The 18,823-nt window shown below is 57.9% G+C and carries 17 protein-coding genes; 10 read left to right on the top strand and 7 right to left on the bottom strand.

All coding sequences use genetic code 11. The features are described 5' to 3' along the window. Window positions 1-3: 3 nt before the first annotated feature. Window positions 4-1,818, bottom strand: a complete 1,815-nt coding sequence (locus tag SOP95_RS21385) for an ABC transporter ATP-binding protein (RefSeq protein WP_323608226.1) — start codon at window positions 1,816-1,818, stop codon at window positions 4-6. Then, on the bottom strand, window positions 1,815-2,855 hold the full coding sequence (locus tag SOP95_RS21380; protein ID WP_323608225.1) for an AraC family transcriptional regulator: 1,041 nt from the start codon (window positions 2,853-2,855) through the stop codon (window positions 1,815-1,817). The genes SOP95_RS21385 and SOP95_RS21380 overlap by 4 nt, the downstream gene beginning before the upstream one ends. Before the next feature lie 165 nt (window positions 2,856-3,020). Between SOP95_RS21380 and SOP95_RS21375 the strand changes: the two genes are divergently transcribed. From SOP95_RS21375 to SOP95_RS21360, 4 genes are all read left to right on the top strand, one after another. Then, a complete protein-coding gene (locus SOP95_RS21375; RefSeq protein ID WP_323608224.1) occupies window positions 3,021-3,872 on the top strand; it encodes a 3-hydroxybutyryl-CoA dehydrogenase in 852 nt (283 codons plus the stop codon). Continuing rightward, complete coding sequence (locus SOP95_RS21370; protein WP_274076640.1) at window positions 3,859-4,518, top strand: TetR/AcrR family transcriptional regulator; 660 nt, start codon at window positions 3,859-3,861, stop codon at window positions 4,516-4,518. Before SOP95_RS21375 ends, SOP95_RS21370 begins: the two co-directional genes overlap by 14 nt. Window positions 4,519-4,608: 90 nt before the next feature. Next, on the top strand, window positions 4,609-5,022 hold the full coding sequence (locus SOP95_RS21365) for a VOC family protein (RefSeq protein WP_274076639.1): 414 nt from the start codon (window positions 4,609-4,611) through the stop codon (window positions 5,020-5,022). Window positions 5,023-5,115: 93 nt separating this feature from the next. Further along, window positions 5,116-5,544, top strand: a complete 429-nt coding sequence (locus tag SOP95_RS21360; RefSeq protein ID WP_274076638.1) for a hypothetical protein — start codon at window positions 5,116-5,118, stop codon at window positions 5,542-5,544. A 214-nt stretch (window positions 5,545-5,758) separates the two neighbouring features. On the opposite strand, the gene SOP95_RS21355 is transcribed toward SOP95_RS21360, so the two are convergent. After that, window positions 5,759-7,120: an MATE family efflux transporter gene (locus tag SOP95_RS21355; protein WP_323608223.1), complete on the bottom strand. Its 1,362-nt coding sequence runs from the start codon at window positions 7,118-7,120 to the stop codon at window positions 5,759-5,761. Window positions 7,121-7,564: 444 nt separating this feature from the next. On the opposite strand from SOP95_RS21355, the gene SOP95_RS21350 reads away from it, so the two are divergent. Together SOP95_RS21350 and SOP95_RS21345 are read left to right on the top strand one after the other, a co-directional pair. After that, window positions 7,565-7,837 carry a hypothetical protein gene (locus tag SOP95_RS21350; protein WP_129442062.1) on the top strand — a complete coding sequence of 91 codons (273 nt, stop codon included), beginning with the start codon at window positions 7,565-7,567 and terminating at the stop codon, window positions 7,835-7,837. Window positions 7,838-8,120: 283 nt separating this feature from the next. Further along, window positions 8,121-9,080 carry an EamA family transporter gene (locus SOP95_RS21345; RefSeq protein ID WP_323608222.1) on the top strand — a complete coding sequence of 320 codons (960 nt, stop codon included), beginning with the start codon at window positions 8,121-8,123 and terminating at the stop codon, window positions 9,078-9,080. A gap of 203 nt (window positions 9,081-9,283) precedes the next feature. On the opposite strand, the gene SOP95_RS21340 is transcribed toward SOP95_RS21345, so the two are convergent. Further along, window positions 9,284-11,320: an alkyl/aryl-sulfatase gene (locus SOP95_RS21340; protein ID WP_323608221.1), complete on the bottom strand. Its 2,037-nt coding sequence runs from the start codon at window positions 11,318-11,320 to the stop codon at window positions 9,284-9,286. A 163-nt stretch (window positions 11,321-11,483) separates the two neighbouring features. Here SOP95_RS21340 and SOP95_RS21335 point away from each other — a divergent pair, with 163 nt between their 5' ends. From SOP95_RS21335 to SOP95_RS21320, 4 genes are all read left to right on the top strand, one after another. Further along, window positions 11,484-12,443, top strand: coding sequence for a LysR family transcriptional regulator (locus tag SOP95_RS21335; protein ID WP_274076633.1), 960 nt, complete (start codon window positions 11,484-11,486; stop codon window positions 12,441-12,443). A 92-nt stretch (window positions 12,444-12,535) separates the two neighbouring features. Then, entirely contained in the window at window positions 12,536-12,988 is a 453-nt protein-coding gene (locus SOP95_RS21330) for a hypothetical protein (protein WP_323608220.1), read from the top strand. A gap of 314 nt (window positions 12,989-13,302) precedes the next feature. Further along, window positions 13,303-14,961, top strand: a complete 1,659-nt coding sequence (locus tag SOP95_RS21325) for an arylsulfatase (protein WP_323608219.1) — start codon at window positions 13,303-13,305, stop codon at window positions 14,959-14,961. A gap of 131 nt (window positions 14,962-15,092) precedes the next feature. After that, window positions 15,093-15,365, top strand: coding sequence for a hypothetical protein (locus SOP95_RS21320; protein WP_274076630.1), 273 nt, complete (start codon window positions 15,093-15,095; stop codon window positions 15,363-15,365). 19 nt (window positions 15,366-15,384) lie between these two features. Here the strand turns inward: SOP95_RS21320 and SOP95_RS21315 are convergent, their stop codons facing one another. The 3 genes from SOP95_RS21315 to SOP95_RS21305 all read right to left on the bottom strand — a co-directional run bounded on the left by SOP95_RS21315 (window position 15,385) and on the right by SOP95_RS21305 (window position 18,591). Continuing rightward, the gene (locus tag SOP95_RS21315; RefSeq protein WP_274076629.1) at window positions 15,385-16,593 is read right to left on the bottom strand and encodes a patatin-like phospholipase family protein; all 1,209 of its coding nucleotides are present in this window, start codon (window positions 16,591-16,593) and stop codon (window positions 15,385-15,387) included. Between the two features lie 172 nt (window positions 16,594-16,765). Then, the gene (locus tag SOP95_RS21310; RefSeq protein ID WP_323608218.1) at window positions 16,766-17,185 is read right to left on the bottom strand and encodes a hypothetical protein; all 420 of its coding nucleotides are present in this window, start codon (window positions 17,183-17,185) and stop codon (window positions 16,766-16,768) included. Next, on the bottom strand, window positions 17,182-18,591 hold the full coding sequence (locus SOP95_RS21305) for a hypothetical protein (protein WP_323608217.1): 1,410 nt from the start codon (window positions 18,589-18,591) through the stop codon (window positions 17,182-17,184). The genes SOP95_RS21310 and SOP95_RS21305 overlap by 4 nt, the downstream gene beginning before the upstream one ends. Window positions 18,592-18,823: the final 232 nt, after the last annotated feature.

Below are 18,823 nucleotides of genomic sequence, written 5' to 3'. Positions count from 1 at the left end.
GGGTTATCGATAGCCCCGTGCCTGCAGGTCGAACAGCTGCGCATAACGCCCACCCGCCGTGACCAGCGTGTCGTGATCGCCACGTTCCAGAATCGAGCCCTGATCCAGCACGATGATGTGATCGGCGTTGCGCACGCTGGAAAAACGGTGGGAGATCAGCAGGGTCATGCGGCCCTGGGTGTGCTGGCTGAAATGCTCGAACACCGCCGCTTCCGCCGCCGGGTCGAGTGCCGAGGTCGGCTCGTCGAGGATCAGGATATCGGCATCGCGGCGCATGTAGGCGCGCGACAGCGCGATTTTCTGCCACTGCCCGCCCGACAGCTCCAGCCCACCGGCAAACCAGCGCCCCAGTTGCGTGGCGTAACCGCGATCGAGCCGCTCGATGAACGGCGCGGCCATGCCTTCGGCGGCGGCTTGCTGCCAGCGCTGCTCGTCCTGGAACGCCAGGGTGTCGCCCACACCGATGTTCTCGCCGACGGAAAACTGGTAGCGAATGTAGTCCTGGAAGATCACCCCGATGCGCCGGCGTAGCGCATTTTCCTCCCAGGCCTGCAAGTCGCTGCCGTCCAGCAGGATGCGTCCTTGATCGGGACGGTACAGCCGGGTCAAGAGTTTGATCAGCGTGGTCTTGCCCGAACCGTTCTCGCCCACCAGCGCCACACTGTGCCCCGGTACCAGGTGCAGGTCGATGCCCGCCAGCGCGTCGCGGCTTGCACCCGGGTAACGGAAGCCGACGTTCTCGAACCGCAAGCCATCGCCAGGCACCGCGCCCACCGTGAGATGGCCCGTGGCGGCGACCACGGGCTCGGCCAGGTATTCGTAGAGGCTCGACAGGTAGAGGCCATCCTCGTACAGGCCGCTGATGGCGCTCAGGCTGCTGCTCACTGCCGCCTGCCCCTGCTTGAACAGCACCAGGTACATGGTCATCTGGCCGAGGCTGATGTTGCCGTGCACGGCATCGACCACCACCCAGGCGTAGGCCAGGTAGAACGCCGCGGTGCCCAGCAGGCCGAGGACAAATCCCCAGCCATCGCGACGCAGGGTCAGCCGCCGGTCCTCGGCATAGAGCCTGGCAAAGGTGTCGCGGTAACGCTGCAACAGCAGCGGCGCGAAACCGAACAGCTTGACCTCCTTGATGTAGCCCTCATGGGACAGCAACGTCTCGATGTAGGTCTGCTGTCGGCTCTCCGGCGCACGGCGGGTAAAAAGGCGAAAGGCATCGCCGGAAAAATGCGCCTCGGCAAAAAACACCGGCAACGCGCCGACCACCAGCAACACCAGCGCCCAAGGCGAAAAATGCACCAGCAACACCCCGAAGCTGATCAGCACGATCAGGTTCTGGATCAGCCCCAGCGACTTCATCACCAACGCCAACGGCCGGGTCGAGGCTTCGCGCCGAACCCGCACCAGCTTGTCGTAGAACTCCGAATTCTCGAACTGCACCAGCGATAACGTCTGGGCCTTTTCCAGAATCATCGTGTTGACCTTCTGCCCCAGCTGCACCCGCAACAGCGACTGCTGCACCGACAGCGCACGCTGGGCACCCGACAGCAAGGCCAGTACCCCCGCCTCCAGCAGCACATAACGCACCACCGGCCACAAAGGCGCACTGCCCTGCTGCGCATGCAATTGCATGGCAAAGACCACGGCATCGACAATGCGCTGGCCCAGCCACGCCGCCAATGCCGGAAGCACACCGGCAATGAGGGTCGCCACCACCAGACCCAGAAACAATGCGCGCGAGGTGCCCCAGACCAGCAGCAAGGCACGCTGGGATTGGTCGAGCAATGAGGTGACGCGGGCAAATACCGGGCTCACTCCAAAGGCTCCGCCAAGGTATCGAACCGCTCCCCCTGAAACCGCGCCCGATACCGCCCCGGACTCTCCCCCGTCCACTTCTTGAACGCCCGGTGAAATGCGCTCGGCTCCTGGAAACCCAGTTGTTCGGCGATGTCGCCGATACTCGCCTGGCTCTCACGCAACTGTTCGAACGCCACCCCACGGCGTACTTCGTCCTTGATCTCCTGATAGGAGCAGCCCTCGCGCTCGAGTTTGCGGCGGAAGGTACTGGGGCTCAGGTGTTGTTCGAGGGCAAAGGCCTGCAGGGTCGGCCACTCGCTGTAATGGCTGTTGCGCAAGCGCTGGTGCACCTGTGACGCCAGGCCGTGCTGGTTGCGAAAGCGGATCACCAGCCATTGTGGCGCGGTGCGCAGGAACACTTTGAGCGACGCCAGGTCCTGGACCACCGGCAGGCGCAGGTAGTGACTGGCGAACTCGATTTCGGTGCGCTCGGCGCCGAAGGTCAGGTTCGGCCCCCAGAGCAAACGGTCATCGCTGAGCGACAGGCGCCCGTGGCGAAAGTCCGCGCGGTCGATCGGGATGCGTCGTCCACCCAGCCAGCACATAAGGCTGATCATCAACACCAGGAAGGTCTCTTCGCCGAAACGGCTGACGTCTTCGTTGGCCCCCTGGCTTTGCAGGCTGATGACAGCTCGTTTGCCGCGCACGGTCAGGGTGCCGCGAAAATCGCGCAGGAACAGTCCGAAGTTGACCAGGCACTGGCGCATGGCCTTGTGCAGATCGGGCTCCTGGATCAGTGCCCGACAAATCAGGGCGAAGCTGCCCGGCGGCATGCCGTGGGAATCGAGGCCGAAGAATTCGTCGTCGAGCTCGCGGATCTGGATCAGCCACAGCGCTGCGAACGCGCTGGCCGGTACCCGCGACGTGGGTTGCGCAATCACCGCCGGGTCGATGCCGGCCTGTTCGAGCACAGCCCGAACACGCTGCGGATCGTCCCCCAGCCCCTGGATCATTGCCTGCACGAAGTAGGCGGCCACCGAGTCCTTTTCCCGCATGCGAACGCTTCGCTCCCCATCACCCGAAATGGCAAAAAACATCAGTGCCGTTGAACAGTTTCGGCATAGGACAACCACCCTGCCGGCTCTAGACTCGCGGCAATAGTACGCTTTCGGCCATACAGGCGGCCAAGGTATCGCAGGGTTTATCGAAAGGACGGCAACATGAATCTGCAAAACATTGGCGTGATCGGCGCCGGCACCATGGGCAACGGCATCGCGCAGGTCTGCGCCCTGGCCGGTTTCAACGTGACCCTGGTGGACATCAGCGAGGGTGCCTTGCAAAAAGCCCTCGCCACCGTCGGCAAGAACCTTGACCGCCAGGTCGCCAAGGAAACCCTGAGCGCCGAGCAGAAAAACGCCGCCCTCGACAAAATCCGCACCAGCACCGATTACAGCAACCTGCGCGACGCGCAACTGGTGATCGAAGCCGCCACCGAGAACCTCGAACTGAAACTGCGGTTGCTGCAACAGGTTGCCGCACAGGTCGGCGCCGAGTGCGTGATCGCCTCCAACACGTCGTCGCTGTCGATCACCCAGCTCGCGGCCAGTGTCAGCCAGCCTGAACGCTTCATCGGCCTGCACTTCTTCAACCCGGTGCCGGTGATGGGCCTGATCGAAGTCATTCGCGGCCTGCAAACCAGCGATGCCACCCATGCCCTGGCGCTGGACATGGCGACCCGCCTGGGCAAGACCGCGATCACCGCCGGCAACCGCCCGGGGTTCGTGGTCAACCGGATCCTGGTGCCGATGATCAACGAAGCAATCCTGGTGTTCCAGGAGGGCCTGGCCAGTGCCGAAGACATCGACGCCGGCATGCGCCTGGGCTGCAACCAGCCTATCGGCCCCCTGGCCCTCGCGGACCTGATCGGCCTGGATACGCTGCTGGCGATCATGGAGGCCTTCCACGACGGCTTCAACGACAGCAAATACCGCCCGGCGCCATTGCTCAAGGAAATGGTCGCCGCCGGTTACCTGGGACGCAAGACGGGGCGCGGCTTCCATGCCTATGCCTGAGCGTTGTTCGCGTTTCGCCGAATACCGGGACAAGGTGCTGGAGCTGTTCGCCAGCAAGGGTTTCGGTCAGGTCGGCATGCGCGAGCTCGCGACGTGCCTGGGGCTTTCCCCGGGCTCGTTGTATCACCATTACCCAAGCAAACAGCACCTGCTGCTGGACTTGATCGAAGAGTTCTACGAAGAGCTGCTGGCCACGCTGGGGCGTATCAAGCAAAAGGCGCCGGGTAAACGCGACCGCCTCAACAGCCTGATCCGCGCGCACCTGAACCTGCATCGCGACATGCCCTGGCATTTTCGCCTGGTGGAACGCGACAGCGGCTGCCTGAACGACGAGCAACAGGCACGGGTTCGACATTTGAGCGAGCAGTACCAACGCCAATTGATGGTGATACTCGGCGCCCGTTCGCGGTTCAGCGAATCGGGCCTGCTGGCGGCCGGTCATGCCATCGCCGCCTTGCTCAACAGCGCGCCCAGCTGGCTGGCGTCCCATGCGCTGGAAGAAGGCGAGCACAATGAACTGCTGGAGAACATGGTCGGTGGCGCCATCGAGCGCTTGCTGGCGCCGAAGCGCCCAAGCGAGGCTATAAGCCTGGCCCGGCCTATCGAGAATCCATCTAAAAAAACCCAGGCTCCCACCGCGATTTAGCGCTTTGCTTGCCCAGTCAATCTCATCGGAATTCGCGCTGGTACCCGGCGTCCAATCCGATGTGTATCTTCAATGACCGGGAGCAGCACCATGAAAATCAGTCCCTACCTTATCTTCAATGGCGATTGCCGCGCCGCCTTCACGTTTTACCAGCAATGCCTGCAAGCCCAGCTCGAGGCGATGATGACGTTCGGCGAAACACCCGCCGCCGAGCACGTCCCCAAGGAACATCACCACCTGATCATCCACACCTGCCTGAAGGTCGGTGACCAGATGCTCATGGCCTCGGACACCACCCCCGACCGTCCGACCCAGGGCATGAGCGGTTGCTCGATTTCCCTGAACGTCGACAGCATTGCCGAAGCCGAGCGGGTGTTCAACGCACTGGCAGAAGGCGGCAAAGTCGACATGCCACTGGAAGCCACGTTCTGGGCCGCACGCTTTGGCATGCTGGTCGACCGCTTTGGTGTGTCGTGGATGGTCAATTGCGAAAAGGATCAGTGACACTGTTAAGACCGGCTGTCTGGCAACTCCCGGGCCGTCTGCTACCGTCAACTTCTAACCCCTGTAGCAGCGGCCCTTCGGAGAAAACCCACCATGCAAGCCCATGACGCGTCATGGTCCACCCGTTTCAAACTGTCCTTGCTGGCGGGCGGGCTCACCGCCGCGCTGCTGGCACTCAGCGGTTGCGCGACAGTCGATGCCCAGACCACCGCCTACGTCGGCGTGGAACATCCCGCACCGACGCTGCCCAGCGAAGTCGTGGTGCTGCGCACCGAGCCCCTTCGCCCGCACGTTCGACTGGGCGAAATACTGATCGACGCCAGTGTCGACCCCGCCCCGCCGATTACCGAGGTTGAAGAAAAATTGCGGGAAGAAACCGCCAAGCTCGGCGGCGATGCCGTGGTGGTGGTGTATGACCATATCCAGGCGGTCGGTGCCTATGTCAACGGGCCGCTATGGGCGCGCGACGTGCAGACCATCGAGGGGCGCAAACTCAAAGGGATCGTGATCAAGTACAAGTGAGGCGCGGGGATTTTTCGTCGAAAAATGCCGGTCGAGTAGCCTTCATCGGGCCTCGCCTGACAGGACACTGAATGAACCTTGTAGGAGCTGGCTTGCCAGCGAAGGCACCCGAACGACCAACGCAATACTCAAAGACGCCTTCGCCGGCAAGCCGGGCTCCTACAGTCCACCGCTACCCCCAATTGATGGGAGCCCCGTAGACACCGTCTTGAGCCTACACCAACCGCTCAATCTTCTGATGCTGCCACACCAGTTTGTAATACAGCGTCTGCAACGCCAGCATCCCCAGATACGCCACCGGAAACGCCATCCACACCCCTTGCAGCCCGAACCGCGCGTCCAGCAGATACGCCACCGGCAACTGCACGCCCACCACGCACACGATCGAGATCGCCACCGGCACCATCACCGTGCCGCTGGCGCGCATGATGCCGCCGATGATCGCCTGGAAGCCGAACACCAACAGGCTCCAGAGCATGATGTGCAGCAAGTGCTCGGCCATGCTGCGGGTCGCATCCTCGGTGAGGAACGAGCCCAGCAGCCAGTGCGACAGCAAATACCCCAACACCACCAGGCCGCCGGTCAGGCACACGTTGATCATCAACCCGGTCTTCAAGATCGGCCCGATGCGTTCGATGCGCCCTGCCCCGATCGCCTGCGCCCCAAGGATCGACGCCGTGATCGCGATCGACAGCGCCGGGAACTGCACGTAATTGACGATCTGCGTCACCGCGCCGTACGCCGCCGTCGCCTGGGAACCGTGCTGGTTCACCAGCGCCAGGATCACCAGCTCCGACAGCGACAACACCACCATCTGCAAGCCGGTAGGCAGGCCGATGCGCAGCACCTTGCCGAGGATCGCCCTGTCGAGCTTCATCGCCGCGAAAAATTCCCGGTCCGGCGCCAGCGGATGGCCCTTGCGGATCAAGCGCCACGCCAGCCACCCCATCGCCGCCAGGTTGCCCGCCAACCCGGCAAATGCCGCACTCTGGATCCCCATCGGCGGCAACCCCAGCCACCCGCGTATCAACGCCGGCGTCAACGCCAGGCCGATACAGGTCGACACCACCAGCGCCAGCAACGGCGACAACGTATCGCTCACCCCGCGCAGCAACTGCGTGAACAACACGAACACCAACAGCGTCGGCATGAACCACAACATCACATGGGCATACGCCACCGCATCGTCCAGCACATCCCCCGGCGTCCCCAACCCCACCAGCGACGACCGCGCAAACACACTCCCGACCACCGCCGCCACCAGCCCGATCAGCAATCCCAACAACAAGGTCGAGCCGGCAATGGCCTTCACCAGATGCGTCTCCCGCGCGCCCCAGGCCTGGCCAATCAACACACCCGCCCCCGCACCCAGGCCGATGACCAGGGCGATGAAAAAGAACACGATGGGGAACATGCCCGACACCGCCGCCAGGGCCTGGGTGCCGAGCATCTGGCCGATGTAGATGCTGTTGACCGTGCCGGACATCGACTGGAGGAAATTGGACAGGACCATGGGCGCGAGGAACAGCAGGTAGGTTTTCCAGAGGGCGCGTTGCGGTTGGGCTGGGGTTTGCATGGGGGTAGAGGTCCATCTCGACGGCGGGCGTGTTGATTGAGGATAGCTTCGGTGGCTGAAACCAAAGGGCGATGACCATCTCAGGTCTGTGTTTGGATTTCCAGTGAAGAGATGTGAAAGGTCTGAGATTTGATCAGCAAAGGTCCTACATAAAGCTCGGAAACCCTCACCTACCCTGCGGATGCCATGCGGCTTATAGTCAGTCCCGTCGCCCAAATGGCGATTCAGGTTTGGCGACCTGATCACAGAGAATGCGAAGGCTATCCGCTTCATTGCAGGTATCATCGCACCCGCAAAGCCGCTGTTATGGCGGCTGTGCGCGGGAGACCTTCGGGTCTGCCGGTTTTCTCTGTTGCCGGTTCGCCAACCTGCGCACAGCTGCCACCTGATCGTTTGGCGACGACTGAGTGACGGCTCTAAGCCAATCAAATAGAGAACTTCACTATGAATCGATACATGCCTCTTACCGGGATTGACCTGATTCCGGCTTCTCTGCTCATTGACACCCAAGCCCCCCTCGACGTCCTGCAAGCCATGGCGGATTACCGTATCCGCACCGTGACGCAAGTGCTGGAAAACATCGCCTTTCGTGCCGAAATTGGCTGCGACACGGTGGTGTTGTCCGACTTCTCAAAACTGCTGGCGATCCCATTACGCGATGGTTGCGATTTGATGGACGTGATTGGCCGACGCTTGCGTGCCCAAGCGGCGGAGTAAATGAAAAGGGCGCCCAAGGCGCCCGCTTCTTTGATCCGTCGACAAATGATCCTGGCCCATTTTTCTGAATGGCAACCAGCAACAGTCAATGAATCTTCCATTGGCAACGACCCAGCGAAACCCTTGATAACTACCCTGAAGCCTGGCACTGAATCTTGTCGCCCTTGCAGTCTCTCTTGCCCAACCTACCCGAACAGGGTACAAATCGCTCAAGTTGTACGACAACATAATAAAAAACCCCCACATCATACCCGAGTTGTCCTATCACCCTTCGAGATCTGCCATGCCCCGCCCTACATTTGCGCAAACCGTACCGCCACCCTTCCCCCGCCATCTCGCCTTGATCATTCTTTTGTGCATGGGCTGCGCATTCGCCGGCAACCATGTGGCGGCGCGGGTCGCTTTTGATGATGGCGCGGGTGTGTTGCTGGCGATTTTGATGCGTTCTGGCGGGACCTTGCTGGTGCTGGCAAGCCTGGTGCTGTGGCAAAGACAAAGTTTGCGTCTGCCGGCAGGTGCATGGCGCTGGCAATTGCTGTTGGGCCTTCTGATTACCGCGCAGAGCCTGTGTCTGTATTCTGCCGTCGCACGGGTCCCGGTGGCGCTGGCGCTGCTGGTGGCGAACGTGTTTCCCATCCTGCTGGCGTTGCTCACCTGGGCGCTGGGTGGCCCGAGACCGACCGCACGCACCGCTACGTTGATGGGTTTGATTCTGGTGGGGTTGGTGTTTGTGCTGGATGTCCCCGGGCGCCTTTCGACCACGACCAGCGTCGGCCCGCAATGGCTGCTGGGCGTCGCGCTCGCGTTCTGCGCCGCCAGCGTATTCGCCTGCGCGCTGTGGATCACCGACCACAAGTTGTCTCAGGTGCGTGGTTCGGTGCGCAGTCTGCTAACCATTTTCATCGTCTTCAGCAGCGTCAATCTGGCGGGACTGACGGGTGCCGTACCTGGCGGACTAAACCTGCCCGCAACCTCGACCGGATGGCTGGCCTTGGCCACCTTGGTTGTGCTGTACGGCACCGGTTTTATCGTGCTGTTCATTTCGGTGCCTCGGCTGGACATGCCACGCAATGCGCCGGTAATGAACATCGAGCCGTTGGCGACGTTGCTGATGGGCTGGATTGTGCTGGATCAAATGCTCAGCGCGGGGCAGATCCTGGGTGGGGTGATTGTGGTCACCGGCATCGTTTTGCTGACGTATCGCAAATCAGTTATCAAGGCTGACGCCAAAGCTGTGGCGTGAAATGCCTCGATGAACCGTTCGTTTCACTGCACCGCTTGCGCGATATCCCCACAGAAGAATATCGGTGCTGCCATCTCGCATTCGAGTGAAATGCAGCTGGCAACAGGCCCGCTGCGAAAGCTTTTGGCACCTTGCGCACGATATGTCATTGGGTGCGCAAGGTCGTCTCAGCCTGCAACAGGGCCGCATCCGGCCCTGATGAATTACTGCTGGGTGCCGGGCAGCAGTTCAAAGGTAGGGGTAAAAGGCGTAATGGCGGCCATCAACCGTTCGAAGGGTTTGTGGTCGCCTTCGAAGGTAGCTTTTCCCGCCGCGACGAGTTGAGCAAAGCTGGTTTTCCTTGCCATCACGCCTTCAAGATCCGAGCGGTCAAGGGTGATGGTCAGGTCAGCCTTTTTCGCTTGCTGCCCCTTGATGGTGGTCAGCGTTGAATTGCTCAACTCAACCACGAACTGTTCACCGTTGTCGGGTGTCCTGAGATTCAGAACCAGGTGTTGATCCGCGACCTTGCTGCCGTCCAGGGCAATGCCGAGGTATTCCAGCCACAACTCGGTGCTCATCGCGCGGATCATGTCCGGCCCGGTGGGTTTCGGCGGCACTCCCTTGGGCATGCCATGGCGTAGTTCATACGCCGCCGCCAGGAAGCTGTTGCGCACGCCCGCACTTTCCTTCTGATAACCAACCTGCTCATAGACGTCCGCGAGCAAGTCCTTGGCCTGGGTGTTCTGGGGTTCGGCGTACACCAGCTTATTGAGAATTTCATAGGCTTCGCGGTATTTGCCCTGATCGAACAGGGATTTGCCCTTGACCATGATTTTGTCCGCGCCCCCCATCATTTCCACGTACAGCGGTGCCGAATCTTTCGGAGACAACGGCATCAGTGTCGCCGGGTTGGCATCCCAGTAACCCAGGTAGCGGTTTATCACGGCACGGCTGTTGTGCTCTTCGGAGCCGTGGTAGCTATGGGTCGCCCAGTTGTTTTTCAGGCTTTCGGGCAACTTGTAGACGTTTTGGATCTCGTTGATGGTGACGCCCTGGTTGGCGGCGTGCAGCACGGCATTGTTCAGGTTGGCATAGGCATCGCGTTGCGCGCGCATGACGTCCTGAATACGCTCATTGCCCCAGCGTGGCCAACTGTGGGAGGCGAACATGACATCGGCCTGTTGCCCGTAGCGATACAGGGCGTTGTTGATGTTTTTCGACCAGACCAGTGGATCACGGACCAGAGCACCGCGCAGGGTGTAGATGTTATGGATGGTGCCGACGATGTTTTCAGCTGCCCAGAATGCCTTGAACTGCGGGAACCAGGTGTTCATCTCTGCCGGCGCCTCGGTGCCGGGAGTGCTTTGAAACTCCATTTCAATGCCGTCGATGGTCAGGGACTCGAAATCTTTCTCGATGTAGCGATTGGGTTCGATCAGGCCCATGTTGCCTAGCGAGGCATTTTTTCCGATAGCCATGTCGACATGGCCATAGGGGCTGTGCGGCAGCATCACGCCATATTGGAAAAAGGCGCGCCGGGTCATGGCGTTGCCGGCGTAGACGTTTTCAGCCACGGCATGCTCCATGAAACCGGTGGGTGCTATGAGCGGGATCTTGCCGCTGCGCACATCGGCTTCATCGACCAGACCGCGGACACCACCGAAATGGTCGGCATGGGAGTGAGAGATCACTATCGCCACGACCGGGCGCTTGCCGAGTTTTTCATTGATGAAATCCAGCGCAGCCTTGGCGGTTTCCTTCGACATCAGGGTGTCGAACACAATCCAGCCCGTATCGCCCTTGATGAATGTGATATTGGCCAGGTCAAACCCACGCACTTGGTAAATCTTTTCCGGAACGACCTCATACAGACCGAAGGCCATGTTGAGTACCGCCTGGCGCTGCAAGGACGGATTGATACTGTCGTAGTCCTTGCCCCCGAGCAGGAAGTCATAGCTGCCCATGTTCCAGGCGACATTTCCGGCTTCGGCCATGATCTTGTTGTAGGACGGTGCCGCGATGAAGCCTTTCCTGGCTTCTTCAAAATCACGTTTGTCCGCGAACGGAAGGGTCTTGCGTACAGCATTTTGCGCTTCGATCGTGTAGGACGAAGGCGCTTTACCCTTGCTGTCGAAGTGCGAATTTTGTGTCGCTGCCGGTTCAGGATTTGCGTCGTTTGCCACGGCAGCAAAGAGCAGAGGGCTGATGCCGCTCCCAAGGGTGATTGCCAATGCCAGATGAAGGGTCTTGTTGTGCATGGGGGTTCCTGCGCCAGAGGGCCATGAGCGTCAATGGGGAAATTTGCGCTCGATTGTATTTATTGGGTACGCGTCACCTTGACCCGCCTGGCCATGAATAGCATATTCATTTCATTACGAAAAATTCCGTTTCAGCCATTTTCGATAACATAAAGGTTATGAGATGACACCGCGTCGCTTACGTCAGTTTCTGGCATTGATTGAGCAGGCACACTTTGGTCGAGCGGCCAAAGCGTTGGGGGTTTCCCAGCCGGCGCTGAGCAAAAGCATCCAGTTGCTGGAGAGCGAACTGGGGGTCACGCTGTTTGATCGACGCTCAGACGGCGTCGTATTGACGGCGTTTGGTCAGTTGCTACGGGAAAAAAGCCAGCGCCTGTTAGTGGCCGAGGAGGATTTGCGCCGCGATATCACCCTGTTGGCGGGTGGCGATATCGGCGCGCTGAAAGTGGCCTTGGGTCCCTATCCGAGTGTCACCAGCGGATACGCCAGCATCGCGCGTTTGCATGCCCGACATCCGCAGATCAAGGTCACTGCCCATGTCGCCGGCTGGCGCGAAGTCGCTCATCAGGTCGCCACGGGTGCAGTGGACCTGGGGATCGCCGAAATCAGTACCTTGCAAGGCCGGGAAGAGTTCACCTGTGAGTTGCTGGGTGAGCATGTGGGCCGTCTGTTTTGTCGCCCCGGCCATCCCCTGCTATCGCAAAAACGTTCACCAACGCTGGCGCAAACACTCGACTACCCTTGGGTGGCCTCGCGCATTCCGCTGCGGTTGGCGACCCATTTGCTTCCGGCAACGTTGGGCTGTGCCGGCGCCTACGATCCCTTGACGGGTGATTTCGTACCGGCGATCGAAATAGACGTGCCCATGCAAATTGTCAAATTCGTCGAGAACAGCAATGCCCTTGCGTTAGGCAATCTATCGACTTTCGAGCAGGAAATCAGCGCAGGGGCAATCGTGCCGTTGCCCGCCCATGACCCTGCCCTGCGTACCCGTTATGGCTTCATTTACCTGAAAGAGCGCTCACTGCCACCCGCGGTAGAGATTTACATGCGGGAGGTGCGAGCTGTGGAAGCAGAAATTTGTCAACGTGAACGCATCCTGGCCCGGATGGGCAGCGAGTGAACTGAGTTATATATCCAGGAACGCAATGCGACATTATTGAGCTATACCCAATAGTCCCCCCAACGCACTTCTTCCATTCTTGGAGGTTGGCAATGAAACCCTGTCTCTCCCTTTCAGCACTATTGATGACCGCAACGCTCTTGGGCTGCTCCAGCTCTTCACACCACCAGTCAATGAATCTTCCTTTGGCAGCGACCCAGCGAAACCCCGGTCACACCGCCACGACTACATTGACCGGCGAAGGCAATCAGACCAACTTTGACTTCTACCTGACCGGCGTTCCCAACGGCACCATCCTGCCGCCGCGCATCTACACCTTCATCAACAAAGGCAGTTGCCAGCAACCCGGGGCAGTCGCGTTCGCAATGAACGACAAGGTCAACACTGAACCCAATGCAGGCACCGGCGGATGGACGTTTTACAGGAGCGCGCCGATCGCCATGCCAGACCTGCTTTCCGGCAAGTACGCCGTTGTCGTGCGAACTTCACCCGAGGATGGCAGCGCCGATATTTTCTGCGGCGATGTTGTACATGCGACTCGATGAAACACCCATCGCCGTGAGTAGTTGAGTCGCGTTGTATGTGGCGATTGTGTTTACCGTTTCCAGGTTGGTGTTAACCCAGTTTGTAATACTGGCGTTACATCAGCCACTGAAGCACTGCAATCGCCCGTTCATTTGAAAAAACCGCACTAGACTCCTTCCTGCGCCTTAATCCGTGCACGGTCATGCAGTAATGGGGAAATGATTCTGTACGCAGTACCTAGGCTAATTACTCGGTGGTCAATGCATCAGGGGACAATGTAAATATGCACTCATCACCCGGTTGCCAACACTTTGAAACAACGAGGAATCCTGGTATGGAACAGCTATCGGATCGTTTCAGACGCTCAATAGTGTTTGCCGCGCTTTTGTCATTGACCGGGCTTGCCCACGCAGCCCAGACGGAAAAGACCAATATCCTGTTTATCGTCTCCGACGATACCGGTTATGGCGACCTGGGCCCCTACGGCGGTGGGGTCGGTCGAGGCATGCCCACGCCCAGCATCGATCAACTGGCGGCAGAAGGGGTCACCTTCTACTCGTTTTATGCCCAGCCCAGCTGCACTCCGGGTCGGGCGGCCATGCAAACCGGGCGTATCCCCAATCGTAGCGGCATGACCACCGTGGCCTTCCAGGGCCAGGGCGGCGGCTTGCCAGCCGCCGAGTGGACACTGGCATCGGTGTTGAAAACTGGCGGCTACGACACCTACTTCACCGGCAAATGGCACTTGGGCGAAGCCGACTATGCGTTGCCCAATGCCCAGGGTTATGACGTGATGAAGTACGTCGGCCTGTACCACCTCAACGCCTACACCTACGCAGACCCGACCTGGTTCCCGGACATGGATCCGGAAACCCGCGAGATGTTCCAGAGGGTCACCAAGGGCGCATTGTCCGGCAAGGCGGGGGAAAAACCGGTCGAGGAATTCAAGGTCAATGGCCAGTACGTGGACACGCCGGTCGTAGACGGCAAACCCGGCGTGGTCGGCATTCCGTTCTTTGATAACTATGTCGAAAAAGCCGCCCTGGAGTTTCTCGACACGGCGGCCAAATCGGACAAGCCGTTTTTCATCAACGTCAACTTCATGAAAGTGCACCAGCCCAACATGCCGGCGCCGGAGTTCGTTCACAAGTCCATATCCAAGTCCAAGTACGCCGATTCCGTCGTCGAACTCGATACCCACATCGGCCGCATCATGGACAAGCTCAGGGCGCTCGGCCTGGATAAGAACACCCTGGTGGTCTACACCACTGATAACGGGGCCTGGCAGGATGTCTATCCGGACGCCGGCTACACCCCGTTCCGCGGCACCAAGGGCACGGTGCGTGAAGGCGGCAACCGGGTACCGGCCATTGCCGTCTGGCCAGACAAGATCAAGCCGGACAGCAAAAACCACGAGATCCTCGGTGGCCTGGACCTGATGGCAACATTCGCTTCTGTGGCTGGCGTGAAGTTGCCGGAGAAAGATCGCGAAGGTCAGCCCATCATCTTCGACAGCTATGACATGACCCCGGTACTCACCGGCAACGGCCCTTCTCCACGCAAGGAGTGGTTCTACTTCACCGAGAACGAACTGTCACCGGGGGCGGCGCGGGTCGGCAACTACAAGGCCGTGTTCAACCTGCGCGGCGACAATGGCGCGCAAACCGGTGGTTTGTCGGTGGACACTAACCTGGGATGGAAAGGCGGCGAAAAATATGTGGCCGTCGTGCCGCAGGTCTATGACTTGTTGCAAGACCCTCAAGAGCGCTATGACCTGTTCATGAACAACTTTACCGAACGCACCTGGACAATGGTCCCGATCTCGGCCGCGATCATCAAGTTGATGAAAACCTACGTCGATTACCCTCCCCGCAAACTGCAGAGCATGGGTTATGACGGGCCGATCGAGCTGTCGCAGTACCAGAAATTCCAGTACGTGCGTGACGTCCTGAAAAAAGAAGGTATCAACCTGCCGATGCCAGCGGGTAACTGATCAGGCAAGCGAAGCATGGCGGCTTCATCAGGGGGCCGCCACTTCGCAAGCAGCGGAGAATGGAGCGATGGCAAATGACAGCTAAGCTTCCTCTGGAGTGAGCTCTTCACTACAGCCTCGGAGGGGAGCCAATGAAACGCTTCGTCATGCTTATTACCATCACTTTACTGACCACTGCTTGTCAGTCGGATGATTACGGCATCACCAAACTTGATAATTGTGTCTGCTATAAAACGCCCGAGGGACAACACATACAACTGTCGCAAGTGGCATCTATAGACCCTGACACCTTGCAGGAAAATTTCTCGCATTGCGTTTGCCGAGCCTTGGTTGACCTGAAGAAGGTCGATGATCCCGGTAAATTTTTCGTGCCCGGAACTGAAATCAAAACTCAAATCAAGTAAGGGTCTTGTGTCGGCAGCCTCATAGTTCGGGCATTGGCCGGCTTTCGTTCGGCGACGATTTATGCCACGGATAGCCCTTCGAACTGAGTTGAAAGGCGTAATCGAACAAACGCTTCATGTACTCGCCATCGAATTTGCGGGTGCGCGTAAAGTCAAAATCGGCGCCAATGTAGGCAAGGTTGAAGTCGGCTCCATCCTGCTGCGCCATACGGTAGATGCGCTCCAGGTCGCTGATCCCCTGGGTCTGAATCAACGCACTGATGGCCCGCCCGCCGATGCTCAATGTACGGCGCTTCGTCCCGGACCACTGCGGCTCCAATGTCCCGTTACGAATGACATAGAAATGCCGTTCCCGTCGCAAAGGGACTCCGGCAGCACGGTTCAGTCCCACCAAAGTGCCAGGCGGGTAAAGAAACACTTGGGTGATCACCCCGCCGTCCACGTGCATTTCATGAAACTGTTGGCCGTCTACTTCCACATCGATCATGACGGGTGAGACCGCGCCGGGAATGCTCATCGACGCGAGCATGATGCTGCGGAACAGGTCGAGCGCGCCCGGTGCCTGGCTTGAGGCAATGGCGCCCATGTTCCAGGTGACGGGTCGCCCTGAATCAAGGTCGGTTGTGCCGATCAGCAGGATTCTTCCTTTGGCGTATTCCGAAGCTATCGCCGCAAGAATCCGCGTAGTGATGTATCTGGAAATGAGCCGCGACAGTGGCTTGCTGTCCGCGATACCGTCGCTGGCAAAACGGGTGAGCACGTTTCGCGAATGAAAGATGTCTTTGGGACCAACTGCGTTGGAGACGTAGCGAATCACACCGTCGTACTCAGGCCCCAGGTAAGCGAACGGGGCGATCAGGGCACCCGCGCTGATACCCGTGACCACCTTGAACACGGGCCGGGTTCCATGGGTAGTCCATCCAGCAATCAGCCCCGCGGCGAATGCGCCGGCATCACCGCCGCCGGAAACGGCCAACATGCTTGCCAGCGGCAGGATATCGTTCGGCTTCCCGGCCTTGGCCAGCTCCTCGCTTTCACGTTTGTTGGCCTGAACCGCATCCTGGATGAACGGTGTCAGGTCGTGGTCCAACCGGTAGCGGGCATTGGGTATACCCGGGATGACCGCTTTGTCCGTCAAGGTTTGCGGAACGGCGTCACGGCGAGGCAGACAGGCTTGAAGAAACATGTCCAGGGTCAAGTCGCCGGGTTTGAGCGGGAATGGTTTCACAACGCTTCCTCCGGTGCGTGAGACAGCTGCATGCCAGCCGAGCGCGACAGCTCATTCGAACGCCAGGTCGCTCAGTTTGCGCTCCTTTACGGGATAAAAAAACTCGCTGGGTGAGGACACCAAGGGGACAGGGACACAATAAATCTGTCCCCTTGGTCCGATATGTAGAATTTTATATCTGTTCTTGATCGATCAGTGTTCTATATTTTGCAAATGTGGAAATGGCCAAGTCTTCGCCTTCTATTAATTTTTCATAATAGCTCGGGTCACTGGCCCATTCTGAGAACGCGATCTTGCTCTGGGGCTTATCACCATACTCATGCTCAAAGCTAAGCTCCCAGTACATTGAAAACCGTTTATCTATGACATCGAAAAAACTTGCGGAAAAAGGCTTTGGATAATCGTCGTAGTCTTCTGTGCATATATAGAACCACGGGCAATTTTCACGAAATTCAATTCCATAAACAACATACTGCTTCCCAACTTCCAGTTCGACCTCACCGTCAGGCATTGATATATAACGCTTCAAATGCAAGACAGTGTCATGCTCTTTTATGTCATTAAGGTTATTGTGTACGCAAAGAATTTTCATTTTCTTTTCATTTCTCCAGACCATACGGCAGGGTCATTGCCCCAAGGTTTTACGCCTTCAGCGCTATGCTTTTTGAATTTGAAATCCATCAACTCTCCAGTGCTCGGATTTTTCACGTAATGCACAACTGAATCTTGGCCATTCTTGGATTTTACTTTAAGTTCCACCTTATTCATGCCTTCGAAGGTGGGGTCTTTTAGCTTCTCTATAATTACCACACCTTGGCCATCTTTTGCAGCCTGCAACGTCATTTGATCTTGAATACTTCTCGGCTCTCGACTCCACTTATCAGATTTTGGGGATGCTGGGTTGGGAACCGGTGGATTTGAAATTTCATCGGGTATGATTTCTTTGGGGCGCCGCAAAACTACAGTGACGGCACTTGTACCTGTAGTCCCTTTGACATGAGATGTTGACTTAACTGTGTGGTTGATGATCCACCTGGTAAGATTTTGTAATGCCTCCTCTAGCGATTTCAGTAATTTTAGAAGCGGGGACGATACAGCGAATCTGGCTGCGTTCCCTGCCCCTCCAGTTGTCGCGATCAACAATGCGTTCAATACGATTTCAAAGACAACGGATCCACCAAATTCCATTTTCTCCTCTATGTTCTGAACATCTATATAACTACCAGCGAAATTTTTGAGTATTTCTCTGCTGCGGGCGTCTTCATAGATGAAGCAAGCGATCTCATATGCTTCCGCCAGTTTTTCACGAGACACTTCTTCCGGGTCAAAACCAAGTGCTTCGGTTATCTCACGATGTTGTTCATCAGAGTAATTTTTTGAAAAAGATTGAACCCAGGAGGTTCCGTCGTCCCTTTTGGCCGTCCATGCGGCAGCAAGTGCGTTCGAAAGGGAAGTGAAAGGGTTAACGAGGTCGGATAGCTCCTTGGTGCTTTTAATGAATCCCCATAAACTATGAAAAAAGCCACGACCCATTGCCAGGAGTAAATGGAAGGGTCTGATGAAGATGTGCTGGCTATCTTGAATCTTCTTCAGCGCCGCAGCTTCTTCTTTTTCATGCTCAATGATTGCGTCCAAAGCTTTTTTGAGTTGCTGTCGAGCTTCGTTGAGTTTTTCCTCGGCATTAACATTTCGAAGTAGTTGAGCCTCGTATTTACCGGGTGGTGTCTGACAAAACAGTTTTTTTCCATCCATTAACCCGTAAATCGTGGTCTCACCCCCGATAGTGAGATGGCAGGACATATTCGGACCCAGTTGCTCACCGTTATCCCACTCAAAAAGGAGTCCGATCTCCTTTTGCATGACCTGCTTGCGTGGTCCCTGATCATCATCACAATCAAACTGCCTTTGTGACGGCGGCCGATGTGCGCCATACATATTCGGAGACGCAGGGCGGCAAACACCTGACGGCGTCGAGTATCTTGAGTTGTAACTGCTCATCGGCAATGAGCTCCTTCTGACTATTTTTCTGTCCTTGAATCGCCACTGTCGTATCAGCAGTCGGCAGTGGCATTGGCTTCGGGTGTAACTAGTCTAATGATTGAAAGCGCTGTCGAAAGAACCAGCGCCCAATCTATAGCGCAAAACCAATGCCAATTTTAAATATCGTTTAAATTCAACCGGTTAAAATCTACAATCTCTTTTCACCTGTTTTCGCAGAGCTCCCACCACT

The sequence above is a fragment of the Pseudomonas sp. YuFO8 genome, assembly GCF_035065025.1.
In the GTDB taxonomy this organism is placed as follows: Bacteria; Pseudomonadota; Gammaproteobacteria; order Pseudomonadales; family Pseudomonadaceae; genus Aquipseudomonas; species Aquipseudomonas putida_AE.
Note: the sequence above shows the minus strand (reverse complement) of the source record. Positions and strands in the feature narration are given on the sequence as shown.